The organism is Rhodococcus sp. P-2 (genome assembly GCF_016598535.1).
GTDB lineage: Bacteria > Actinomycetota > Actinomycetes > Mycobacteriales > Mycobacteriaceae > Rhodococcus_F > Rhodococcus_F baikonurensis.
Window position 1 is genome coordinate 5,341,542 of record NZ_CP066779.1, and the last position, 11,999, is coordinate 5,353,540.

The window sequence follows — 11,999 nt, forward strand, 5'->3', positions numbered from 1 at the left end:
ATGCCCTGAATCATTTCTCGGCGGCATCATTTCTCGGTAGCCCGCGTACAGCAGCGAAGTGAGGTGCTCGATGGTCGACCGTGTCGTCCCGTCCATCGAACCCCGGTCGCTGCCGCCCTCCGAGGCCACGTCGGTATCGGCGGAAGACGAGCGCGCACTTCTGCGGCGCGAACTGCAGGCATTCATGTCGTCCACACCTGGCCGGCTGACCGTCGTCGGACTGATCCTGATCGCGATCACCTTGATCGCCGGACTTCTCGCCACTGCAGCGATCGAGAACCGTCAGGCAAATCTCGACCTCCTCCTCGTCGAAACCGAGCCTCTCGCCAACTCGGCCCAGAATCTCTACAGCGCGCTGTCATTGGCCGACGCCGCCGCGGCCACGGCCTTCATCTCCGGTGGCCTCGAACCCGCCGACGTACGCGACCGATACACGCAGTCGATCGGCGAGGCGTCGGCGGAGATCGTGCAGGCATCGGCCGGCCTCGACTCGACGGATCTTGCCGGCCACAGCGCGTTGACCACCATCTCGACCGACCTGTCCGTCTACACCGGGCTGGTCGAAACCGCACGGGCCAACAATCGCGTCGGAAACCCGGTCGGGGCAGCATATTTGAGCGAAGCCTCGCAGTTGATGCAAACCTCGCTGCTGCCGATGGCTCAGCAACTCCACGCCTCGCAGGAGACTTTGGTCTCCCAGGTACAGCGCGATTTCGAGACTCCACCGTGGTGGCCGATCGTGGCCTTCGTCCTCGTCCTGTGCGCACTGGTGGCTACCCAGGTGTACTTCTCCCGCAAGAGTCGCCGACGCTTCAACCTCGGGTTGATCCTTGCCTCGATTGCCGTTGCGGCAGCTCTGCTGTGGCTGCTCACGGTCGGACTGGTGTCTGCACTCGCCACCGGGCGCGCTCTCGACGCGGGCGCCGAGCCACTGCACGAACTGACCGAGGCGCGAATCATGGCGCAGCAAGCACGCACAGTCGAAACTCTCACATTGGCGCGACGGGATTCGACCGCCGAGGACAACGTCACGTTCACGCGCAAGGTCGACGCTCTGCGCGACACCCTCGAGCGCCTGCAAAACGATGATCGCGCGCGAGTGAACAGCGACGTGTTGACCGCCGCCCTCGACTCGCGCCAGCAGTGGGTGGCTGCGCACACGCGCATGTACAACAGCCTCGGAAACGGTGACTTCAATTCCGCCGCGGCCATCACCATCGGCGCCGGAGAACAGGATTCGGCCGCGGAGTACGGAAAGCTCGATCACGAACTCTGGCAGGGAATCGTGGATTCGCGGACAAATCTGCGTTCCGACGTCTCCTACGCCTCACGTGTGTTGGCAGCCTCTGCACCGGGCATGACCGTATTGGCAGTACTCGGAGTTGCCGGAATCTTCATCGGATTCTGGCCCCGACTGCGGGAGTACCAGTGACGGGAGTACCGGCAATGCGGAGGAAGAGCCCGGCTGCATGCGTCGCGGTTCTGGCGGCGGCGATGCTGGCACTCGCCGGTTGCGGTGCGGACCGAGTAGAAGACCTGAACAACGCGGCCACCACGTCGTACACGGAACCGCCGCTGCCGGCCGAGGCCACCATCGCGCCCAGCCCGACGCCGACGACTACCGCTTCGTGCACCAATCTCACCGCGAGCCTGCGGCCCACCCCCGCGGACGCATCTCCGCAACCGCCGACACCGAGCCTCGACGCCATCCGCGCCCGCGGGCGCCTGATCGTGGGCCTGGACACCGGTTCCAACCTCATGAGCTTTCGCGATCCGGCAACCGGGCGCCTCGAAGGTTTCGACGTGGACATCGCCCGCGAGATCGCCCGCGATCTGCTCGGCGACCCCGAGAAGATCGAGTACCGGATCCTGACATCCGACGACCGGATCGCGGCGCTCCAGGAATCCATGGTCGACGTTGTCGTCAAAACCATGACCATCACCTGTGAGCGACGCGAGAAGGTCGACTTCTCGACGCAGTACTTCTCCGCCGAGCAACGAATTCAGGTCTTGCAGGGTTCACCGGTGCGCGGCATCGACGACCTGGCAGGTAAGCGAGTCTGTGCCGCCCGGGGAACGACGTCGGCCACTCGAATTCAGCAGCTCCAACCCGAAGCTACCGTCGTCACAGTCCCGATGTGGTCCGACTGCCTCGTCGTCCTGCAACAGGGTCAGGTGGACGCGATCAGCACCGACGACACGATTCTCGCGGGCCTCGCCTCGCAGGATCCGTACCTGATGATGGTCGGCGGATCACTGGGCGTCGAACCGTACGGAATCGGCGTGAACAAGGACAACTCCGACCTGGTCCGATTCGTCAACGGAACACTGGATCGGATCCGCACTGACGGGACCTGGAACCGTATCTACGACCGCTGGCTCAGCGTCCTCGGTCCGTCACCCGGTCCCCCGCCGGCCGTCTACCGGGATTGAGGCAGACATGACCGAAGAGACCGGCCCCGAGCCCGACGCCACGCAGGCGTCCATGCGTCCCGAACCCGACGCCACCCAGGCGGTTCACCGCGAGCCTGACTCCACGCAGGCAGTTCACCGCGAGCCTGACTCCACGCAGGCATCCGTACGCCCCGAACCCGAAGCCACCGGCGCCTACGAGCGTCTCGAACCGACCTCGGCCCAGCTACGAGGAACCACGCCGTCCGCGTCCTCCTCCCCTACCGGCCGCTCCACCCGATCCCGGCGCAGTCGGTCGGGACGAAAGCTGCGCCTCGGCGGCGGCCTGGTGGAGGTTCCCCCCGTCCCGCAGATCGACCCGGCGTCGGCGGTGATGAGTGACCCGACCGTCCCCGAGCGCAAACGATTCTGTTGGAAGTGCAACGAACCGGTCGGCCGTAAGAGCGCAAGCACCAAGGCAACTCAGCACGGAACCTGCCCCAAGTGTGGTTCGACTTTCGACTTCCGTCCGCTCCTCGAAGAGGGGGAATTGGTCTCGGGTCAGTACGAGGTTCAAGGGCCCATCGCGCACGGCGGCCTGGGATGGATTTACCTCGCGATCGATCGCAATGTCAGCGACAGGTGGGTAGTTCTCAAGGGGCTCTTGCATTTCGGTGATTCCGAAGCCCAAGCCGTCGCGGTGGCCGAGCGTCAGTTCCTCGCCGAGGTCGCCAACCCCAGCATCGTCAAGATCTTCAACTTCGTCGAGCATCCGCGCCCGGACGGCACACCCATGGGGTACATCGTCATGGAGTACGTGGGCGGGCGATCATTGCGCGAGGTGCTGGCCGAATTCCCGGACGGCAAGCACATGCCGATCGAGCAGGCAATCGGCTACGTACTGGAAATCCTTCCGGCGCTGAGCTATCTGCATTCCACCGGCCTGGCGTACAACGACCTCAAACCCGAGAACGTGATGGTCACCGAAGACCAGCTGAAGCTGATCGACCTCGGCGCCGTGTCCGGAATCGAAGACTACGGATACCTGTACGGCACTGCGGGCTATCAAGCACCGGAGATCATCGAGACCGGCCCGACCATCGCCTCCGACATCTTCACCGTCGGAAGAACACTTGCGGTTCTCACCCTCGACATGCCGTCGAAGCACGGACGGTACCTCGACGGTCTCCCTGAACCCGAGGACGAGCCTCTGCTGCGCGATCACGAGTTCTTCCATCGCCTGCTGCTGCGCGCCACCGACCCGGATCCGAAGAAGCGATTCCAGTCTGCCGAGGAGATCGCGGGCCAACTCACCGGCGTTCTGCGAGAAATTCTCGCGGAGCAGACCGGGCAGGAGAATCCCGGACTGTCACTCGTGTTCAGCAGGCAGCGAACGTCTTTCGGCACCGATGAATTGGTCGGGCAAACCGATGTGTACGTCGACGGTGTCAGCCACGACGCTGCTCTCGATCCTCGCGAAGTTGCGCACGCACTTCCCATTCCGTTGGTCGACCCCACAGATCCGAGTGCGCCGTTGCTTGCGGCTGCGGTGCACAGCGAACCGTCTCAGACTCTCGATGCGCTCAAGCATGCCCGTGAGAACGGCATCGACCGAACGTCCGGCACACCGGCGGCCGCCATCTCCGGAGAAGTTCGACTGGCCGAGGCCAAGGCGCATCTCGATCTCGGCGATCCGGAGACCGCGCTGACTGTTCTGGACGAACTCCACCGATCCATCGGAGATCACTGGAAGATCGAGTGGTATCGAGGGCTTGCAGCGTTGCAACTGGACCGATTCGAGCCCTCCTTCAGTCATTTCGAATCGGTCCTGAACGCGCTCCCGGGCGAGGCCGCACCCAAACTCGCGTTGGCGGCAACAGCAGAACTGATCCTCCAGCATTGGGAGAGCGACGACCCGGACCAGTGGTGCCGCTTCTCCGAGAAGTACTACCGCACCGTCTGGCGGACCGAACGGAACTACGTGAGCGCAGCATTCGGGCTCGCCCGACAACTCGCCGATCACGGCAACAAGAAGGCAGCCATCCCAGCCCTCGACGAAGTCCCCACGTCTTCCCGGCACTACAACGTCGCACGGATGTCGAGCGCTCTGACGATGCTGTCCGGCGTTCCGATCGCCGAACTCGACGAATCGACTCTGCGGGAAGCTGCCCGTCGCGTTCGGGCGCTACCGGCTGAGGAGAGTCGAAGTCTGCAGATGCGAACCCTGGTGTTGGGTACGGCACTCGATTGGATTCGCTACGGCAATCGCTCGCACACCGAACTCGAACCCATCCTCGACCTGCCCTTCACCGAGCAAGGTCTACGCACCGGAGCCGAAGCCTGCCTTCGCGCCCTCGCTCGCGCCACGACCTCCCGCACACACCGCTACGCACTCGTGGACCGGGCGAATGCGGTGCGTCCGCGCAGCAATTTCTGACGGACGCCCGAGATTTACAGCGCGGCCACCAAAGCCTTCGCCGCGCGAGCGATCGCCAACTCCTCGTTGGTGGGGACCACCAGCACCTCGACGTCCGACGTGGATGCGGAGATACGACGCTCGTCGCGGCTCTTCGCCTCGTTGAGAGCCGGGTCGACCTCGATGCCCAGACGGGAGAGGCCGGCCAGACTGTCGCGTCGTACGTCGATGTTGTTCTCCCCGACGCCACCGGTGAAGGTGATGACGTCGACGCCGCCGAGTTGAACGATGAAGGCGCCGATGTACTTACGCAGCATGTGGACGTAAACGTCGTACGCAAGTTGTGCGTCGTCGTCGCCGCCCTCGATCAGTGCGAGCAGAGCACGAAAATCATTGACTCCCGAAAGCCCCTTCAAACCGGAACGACGATTGAGGAGGTCGTCGATCTCGTCGACCTTCATTCCCGAGTTGCGGTTGAGGTGCAAGATGATGCCTGGGTCGATGTCGCCGCTGCGAGTACCCATGACAAGGCCCTCGAGCGGGGTGAGGCCCATCGTGGTGTCGATGGCCTTGCCGCCCTTGATCGCCGAGGCTGAAGCGCCGTTTCCGAGGTGCAGGACTATCTGATTCAGCTCGGCCGGATCTTTGCCGAGGAAGTCCGCGACTCGTCCAGACACGTATTCGTGTGAGGTCCCGTGGAAGCCGTACCGGCGAATCTGGTTGGCCTTGGCCACATCCCGATCTATCGCGTACGTGGACGCTGCGGCAGGCAACGTATGGAAGAACGCCGTGTCGAACACGGCTACGTGCGGAACGTCCGGCAGTTCTTCGCGCGCCACCTCGATACCGATCACGTTGGCCGGATTGTGCAGCGGCGCAAGGTTCGACAGATCCGCGATGGCTTTCACGACGCCGTCGTCGATGAGCGTCGGCGAATAGAAGATGTCGCCGCCGTGCACGACTCGGTGACCGACTGCGATGATTCCTGCCTCGCTCAGCGGCCGTCCGACCTCGGCGACGATGTCGAGCACCATCTTCAGGCCCGCTCGGTGATCGGCGATGGCGAGGCTTCGGTCTTCGACTCCGGTGCGGTGGTTGTAGACGATGTGGCCGTCTGGTTCACCGATGCGCTCGATGAGGCCGTGCGCCACCGATTCCGCTGTATCCGGATGCACGAGTTGAAATTTGATGGATGACGAGCCGGAATTGATGACCAGTACGGTGCCGTCGCTCACGCTTGCGCTCCCTGTGCCTGAATTGCCGTGATAGCCACGGTGTTGACGATGTCCTGGACCAACGCTCCACGAGAGAGGTCGTTGACCGGCTTGTTCAGTCCCTGCAGAACCGGGCCGACGGCGATAGCGCCGGCACTGCGCTGCACTGCCTTGTAGGTGTTGTTACCGGTGTTCAGGTCCGGGAACACGAACACCGTGGCCTTGCCCGCCACCAGAGAATCCGGCATCTTCTTGTCGGCGACACTCTGCTCGACGGCGGCGTCGTACTGAATGGGTCCTTCCACCAACAGGTCCGGTCGGCGCTCGCGCACCAAAGCGGTTGCGGTGCGAACCTTGTCGACGTCGGCTCCACTGCCCGAATCGCCGGTGGAGTACGAGAGCATCGCGATGCGCGGATCGATCCCGAACTGCGACGCCGTCTGTGCCGACGAGATGGCGATGTCCGCCAACTGCTCCGACGTCGGGTCCGGGACCACGGCGCAGTCACCGTAGGAGAGCACGCGGTCGGCCAGGCACATCAGGAAGATGCTCGAAACCGTCGAGACGCCGGGGGCTGTCTTGATGATCTCGAACGAGGGCCGGATCGTGTGAGCGGTGGTGTGGGCGGCACCGGAGACCATGCCGTCGGCAATACCCAAGTGCACCATCATCGTTCCGAAGTACGAGATGTCGGCGATCACCTCGCGTGCCCGCTCGATGGTCATGCCCTTGTGCGCCCGCAGCGCGGTGTATTCCTGTGCGAAGCGCTCGGTGTACTCGGACTGCGCGGGTGCGAGTACCTGTGCGCCGCTGATGTCGACGCCGAGTTCCGCTGCGCGTCGACGCACACTGGGTTCGTCGCCGAGGATCGTCAGGTCGGCAACCTGGCGCTGCAGTAGCCGGCCGGCCGCGCGCAGGATCCGGTCGTCGTCACCCTCCGGGAGGACGATGTGCTTGCGATCGCGTCGAGCGCGGTCGATCAGCTTGTACTCGAACATCTGTGGGGTCACGACGGACGGGATCGGCAGTGCCAGTCGGTCCATCAGGACGTCGGCGTCGACGCGCTGTTCCATCAAACTCAGCGCGGTGTCGACCTTTCGCTGAGATCCGACTGCCACGCGTCCGCGGGTTTGGGCTGCGGCGCTTGCGGTGTCGAAAGTGCCGAGGGTTGTCGTCAGGATCGGTAGACGCTGTTTCAGGCCGGCCATCAACGCCGCGATGGCCGGGTGCGGCGTGATCCCGCCGTTCATGATGATGCCCGCCAGCGACGGAAATCCCTCTGCCTCATGCGCATTGAGCAACGCGAGCAGCACGTCCGAGCGATCGCCCGGAGCGATCACGACCATGCCTTCGACCAGACGCTCGAGGATGTGCTCGGCGGTCATGCCGCCCACCATCACCTTCAGTGCCTCGCGGTGCAGCAGTTCCGGGTCACCCGAATACAACTCGCCGCCGGTGGCCTCCATCAACTCCGCCATCGTGGGCGAGACGAGCAACGGAATCTCCGGCAGGCTCCACGTCGGAACACCGATGTCGGACAGGGCTGCGGTGACCTCGTCGAGCTTGTCGGGATCGCAACGGTTGGCGACGACGGCGAGCAGATGGGCGTGGTTGGCGGCCAACTCGGCGGCGCACAGGTGCGCGAGCTGAGCGACCTCCTCGACGCTGCGCCGAGCGCCTCGAACCGCCAACAGAACCGGCGCTCCGAGGTTCACGGCGATGCGGGCGTTGAAGCTCAGTTCGCTGGGGCTTGCGACGTCGGTGTAGTCACTTCCGATGATCACGACGGCGTCGCACTGCTCGGCCACGGTGTGGTACTTCGCGACGATGTCGGCCAGTGCGGCTTCGGGGTCGGCGTGAACCTGCTCGTAGGTGACGCCGAGTGCGTCGGCGTAGGAGAGATCGGCGGTGGTGTGCTCCAGCAGCAGTTCGAGGATGTAGTCGGTTTCCTCGGTCGAGCGGGCGATCGGGCGGAAGACACCGACCCGGGCGACGGTCGCGCACAGCATCTGCAGCACGCCCAGCGCGATGGTGGATTTTCCGGTGTCACCTTCAGGAGAGGCGACGTAGACACTCGACACGGCAGCGGGCGCTTCTGGCATGCCCAACAGCCTAGTGTGGGCCGCCGCCCACCTTGCCACTGATCGTGGTCACGCTCACGCTCGTGCCGACAACCGGCCGCTACGAGAAAGACGAACGGTGTCTGCCACACGTCGAGTGGCAGACACCGTTCAGTTGATCTCGGGAATCAGCCCAGAGCGCGCAGGCGCGGCGCCAGGTCACGCTCGAACAGTTCGAGGAACCGGCGCTGATCATGGCCGGGTGCGTGGAACACCAGGTGATTGAGACCGGCGTCGACGTAGGCCTTGACCTGCTCGACGGCGTCGTCGGGATCGGAAGCGACGATCCAGCGCTTAGCCACCTGCTCGATGGGCAGAGCGTCGGCAGCTGCTTCCATTTCGATCGGGTCCTCGATGCTGTGCTTCTGCTCCGGCGTCAGGGACAGCGGAGCCCAGAAACGCGTGTTCTCGAGTGCGGCCTCCGGGTCGGTGTCGTAGCTGATCTTGATCTCGATCATCTTGTCGATGTCGGCGACGTCGCGCTCGGCCTTGGCTGCGCCCTCGGCAACCGCCGGAAGCAACTTCTCGGTGTAGAGCTCCATGCCCTTGCCGGAGGTGCAGATGAAGCCGTCACCGGCACGTCCCGCGTACCGGGCGACAACGGGTCCACCGGCCGCGATGTACACGGGAATCCCACCCTCGGGGACGTCGTAGATCGACGCGCCACGAGTGGTGAAGTACTCACCTTCGAAGTCGACACGATCGCCCAGCCACAGCTCACGCATCAGCCGCACCGACTCACGCAGGCGCGCGAAGCGTTCCTTGAACTCGGGCCACTCGCCCTGGAAGCCGGTGGCGATCTCGTTGAGAGCCTCACCGCTGCCGACGCCGAGCATGATGCGCCCCGGGTAGAGGCATCCCATTGTCGCGAACGCCTGAGCGATGACCGCCGGGTTGTAGCGGAACGTCGGCGTCATCACGGACGTGCCGATCTGCACGCGCTCGGTGCGCTCACCGACGGCCGTCATCCAGGCGAGCGAGAACGGCGCGTGTCCACCGTTGTGGCGCCACGGCTGGAAATGATCGCTCACCGCAACGGAATCCATGCCGTGCTGCTCTGCCAGAACTGCCAGCTCTACCAGTTCGCGAGGGCCGAATTGCTCAGCCGATGCCTTGTATCCGAGCTTGAGTTCCTGCGCCACCGTGCACTCCCTTGTCGTCTGTTTCGTTTACTTCTCTGACGTGCTTCTCGTTCTTTGCAGACTATCCAGACACCGCTCGGACTTCTCTGCCTGTCTCAGCGAGCGAGGCTGGTAACCACCGTTGCCACACCGGCTGCGACGGCAACCCCGGCCAATGCCAGTGCAAACAGCCACAATGCGTGCGGTTCCGGCATCGCCGCTCCGTCCTCTAGCGCCTTCTTCACCTGTAGCCAGCGTCGCATACCCACGAGGGCGGCCGCCGCGGCGAGAGCGATCAGCGTCAGACCGAGAGTCGTACGAACCCACCCGGTACTCCATTCCGGCACCAACTGGACGACGGCAATGCCGCCCGCCAGCAGGGCAAGCGAGCTACGCATCCACGCGAGGAAGGTGCGCTCGCTGGCAAGGGTGAATCGCTCGTCCGGGCGGTTCGGTTCACTCATGCGTGCTCGCCTCCGTGGGGTGCCACCAGATCCGGGTCCTGACGCCAGTCGTAGACGACCTCGGTGCGCAGAACGATGTCCTGCAACGATCGTCGTCGTCGATCGACCGCCGACCACAGCAATCCGAAGGCGAAGAGCACGCAGAGCACCGCTCGGATGAAGGCCAACGGCCAACGGACCAGCCGGTGACCCGACGTGATCACCCGAAGCCCCATCACGAGGGAGCCGACGGTCCGGCCGGTGGTCGCCCAACAGGCGGTCAGATACGCCACCGAGACACCGAGAAATGCCGTCGTGGACAGGAAGATTCCCGGTTCCGAGAACGTGAAACTCTGCGGCGAGAAGAGCAGTCGGACGAAGGCGAAGCCCACGTACACGGAACCCATCAGGAGCAGGACGACGCCCAGGTCGATCAGTCCGGCGAGTCCACGGGTGACGATGCCGGCCGGGCCGGAACTCTCCTGGGCCACTAGCGTTCGCCTGCGTTCGTCTTCGGATCGGTCTCTGGTGACGGCTTTTCTGGTGACGGTGCGTTGTCGCGGCCGAACAGGCGGCCGACGAACCCGGCGACAGCGTCGTCCGCCTGCATGCCCTGCACGCGCGCCCCGTGCACGGCCTCGGTGGAGAGTGAACCGGTCGATTCACGAATCATCTGGGGGAGGTCGACACCCTCGATGACCTGGTCGGCGATCTTGACGAGGTCGATGCGGTTGACCTGGCGTTCGAGGTCGACCGTGTCGACTATGCCGTCGAGGTCGAGACGGTCGATCACAGCTTTGACGTCGAGGCGGCTCGCGATCTCGTCCACGTCGACCCGGTCGATGATCGGTTCGAGCGAGACCCGTTCGGCAATCTTGTCCACGTCGATGTTCTCGGCGATCTTGTCGATGTCGACGTGGTCGACGACGATTTTCGTGATGTCGACTTCGGCCAGAGCAGCGTCGACGACAGCTTTGATCACCGTCCTCAACGTGGAATCGGCAAATTCCGCCGTCGAGCGGATCGCGTCAGTGCCGCGAGTGGTGACCTGGGTGATCGCGTCGTCGAGGGTGCCACCGACTACGGGGATCCGCTGCATCGAATCAAGGGCGAGACCAGCGGTTCTGCGCGCCGCACCGGCCGTGATCGCAGCCAGCCCGAAAGCCAGCCGAATCACGTCGGATTCGGGGTGGTGCGACTGCGATCCCACGCAATTGTCTCCATCTTCTTATACGACTGTTACCCGGACATTCGTCACTCCTCTTCGCATTGTGCCACTGTTGGAAGGCACAAATACGCTGTCCGGCTTGCGCCTGGGGGGAAATATGAAGACACGTCGATTCACGGTTCGGCTGACGATGGCGGTGGCCATGGCCGCCGGCTTTCTCGGCCTCAGCGCGCCGACCGCGAGCGCGGATTCCGTGGTCAGTCGCATCGACGTCTACTCCCCGTCGATGGACCGCTGGATCGCCAACGACGTGATTTCCCCGGCCGGAGGTGGCCCCGCGCCGACCTTCTATCTGTTGACCGGCGTCGGCGGCGGCGAGGACGGAATCTCGTGGTTCAACAACACCGGAGTTCGTGACTTCTTCGACGACAAGCACGTCAACGTGGTCATGCCGGTCGGCGGCAAGTTCAGCATGTACACCGATTGGAACGCCGACGATCCGGTGCTCGGCCGCAACAAATGGCAGACGTACCTCACCAAGGAACTACCGGCGGCGGTCAACGCTCGGTACAACACGACCGGCGTCAACGCTCTGGGCGGTGTGTCGATGGCGGGTGGACCGGTTCTGGACCTCGCGATCCAGTCGCCGGGCACCTATCGCGCCGTCGGCTCGTACAGTGGCTGTCCGCGCGCCGGCGACCCGCTCGGTCAGGCAGCGGTGCGCTCGATGGTCGAGATACTCGGCGGCGGCAACGCAGCCAACATGTGGGGTCCGTGGGGTAGCCCGCAGTGGGCTGCGCACGACCCGCTGATCAACGCCGAGAAACTGCGCGGGACAGCGTTGTTCATCTCCACCGGCAATGGCCTTCCCGGCCCGGTGGACGGAATCAATTCACTGGCCATGGCTGCCGGCGTCGTTCCCGGCGCTGTGCTCGAAGGCATCACCAACATGTGCACCGCCGCTCTGCAAGGTCGATTCGGCCAGCTCGGGATTCCCGCGACGTTCAGCTTCCGACCCGAGGGCACCCACACCTGGGGGCTCTTCGAAGCCGACATGCGTGCGTCGTGGCCGATGATCGCCGGCGCTATCGGGGCGTGAGCTTCGCCGCCCTCATCGCAGGCCGTG

General features: G+C 64.3%; 10 protein-coding genes. 4 read left to right on the plus strand and 6 right to left on the minus strand.

From position 1 onward, the window contains the following. The first annotated feature begins 70 nt into the window (after positions 1-70). Genes I7X09_RS24855 through I7X09_RS24865 form a run of 3 tightly spaced genes read left to right on the plus strand, consistent with a single transcriptional unit; the run spans position 71 to position 4,828 of the window. A complete protein-coding gene (locus I7X09_RS24855) occupies positions 71-1,432 on the plus strand; it encodes a hypothetical protein (RefSeq protein WP_200314156.1) in 1,362 nt (453 codons plus the stop codon). A gap of 14 nt (positions 1,433-1,446) precedes the next feature. Then, positions 1,447-2,433, plus strand: a complete 987-nt coding sequence (locus I7X09_RS24860) for a glutamate ABC transporter substrate-binding protein (RefSeq protein ID WP_200314158.1) — start codon at positions 1,447-1,449, stop codon at positions 2,431-2,433. Between the two features lie 7 nt (positions 2,434-2,440). After that, on the plus strand, positions 2,441-4,828 hold the full coding sequence (locus tag I7X09_RS24865; RefSeq protein ID WP_200314160.1) for a serine/threonine-protein kinase: 2,388 nt from the start codon (positions 2,441-2,443) through the stop codon (positions 4,826-4,828). Positions 4,829-4,842: 14 nt separating this feature from the next. On the opposite strand, the gene I7X09_RS24870 is transcribed toward I7X09_RS24865, so the two are convergent. The 6 genes from I7X09_RS24870 to I7X09_RS24895 all read right to left on the minus strand — a co-directional run bounded on the left by I7X09_RS24870 (position 4,843) and on the right by I7X09_RS24895 (position 10,915). Then, a complete protein-coding gene (locus I7X09_RS24870; protein WP_200314163.1) occupies positions 4,843-6,042 on the minus strand; it encodes an acetate kinase in 1,200 nt (399 codons plus the stop codon). Next, positions 6,039-8,123 carry a phosphate acetyltransferase gene (gene pta / locus I7X09_RS24875; protein WP_042452123.1) on the minus strand — a complete coding sequence of 695 codons (2,085 nt, stop codon included), beginning with the start codon at positions 8,121-8,123 and terminating at the stop codon, positions 6,039-6,041. The genes I7X09_RS24870 and pta overlap by 4 nt, the downstream gene beginning before the upstream one ends. 146 nt (positions 8,124-8,269) lie before the next feature. Then, a complete protein-coding gene (gene fgd / locus I7X09_RS24880) occupies positions 8,270-9,283 on the minus strand; it encodes a glucose-6-phosphate dehydrogenase (coenzyme-F420) (protein WP_003944371.1) in 1,014 nt (337 codons plus the stop codon). 95 nt (positions 9,284-9,378) lie between these two features. Then, positions 9,379-9,726, minus strand: coding sequence for a YidH family protein (locus I7X09_RS24885; protein ID WP_003944317.1), 348 nt, complete (start codon positions 9,724-9,726; stop codon positions 9,379-9,381). Next, positions 9,723-10,196: an RDD family protein gene (locus I7X09_RS24890; RefSeq protein WP_003944375.1), complete on the minus strand. Its 474-nt coding sequence runs from the start codon at positions 10,194-10,196 to the stop codon at positions 9,723-9,725. Before I7X09_RS24890 ends, I7X09_RS24885 begins: the two co-directional genes overlap by 4 nt. Further along, on the minus strand, positions 10,196-10,915 hold the full coding sequence (locus tag I7X09_RS24895) for a hypothetical protein (protein ID WP_200314165.1): 720 nt from the start codon (positions 10,913-10,915) through the stop codon (positions 10,196-10,198). Before I7X09_RS24895 ends, I7X09_RS24890 begins: the two co-directional genes overlap by 1 nt. A gap of 115 nt (positions 10,916-11,030) precedes the next feature. Here I7X09_RS24895 and I7X09_RS24900 point away from each other — a divergent pair, with 115 nt between their 5' ends. Then, positions 11,031-11,972, plus strand: coding sequence for an alpha/beta hydrolase (locus tag I7X09_RS24900; RefSeq protein WP_003944347.1), 942 nt, complete (start codon positions 11,031-11,033; stop codon positions 11,970-11,972). Positions 11,973-11,999 lie beyond the last annotated feature (27 nt).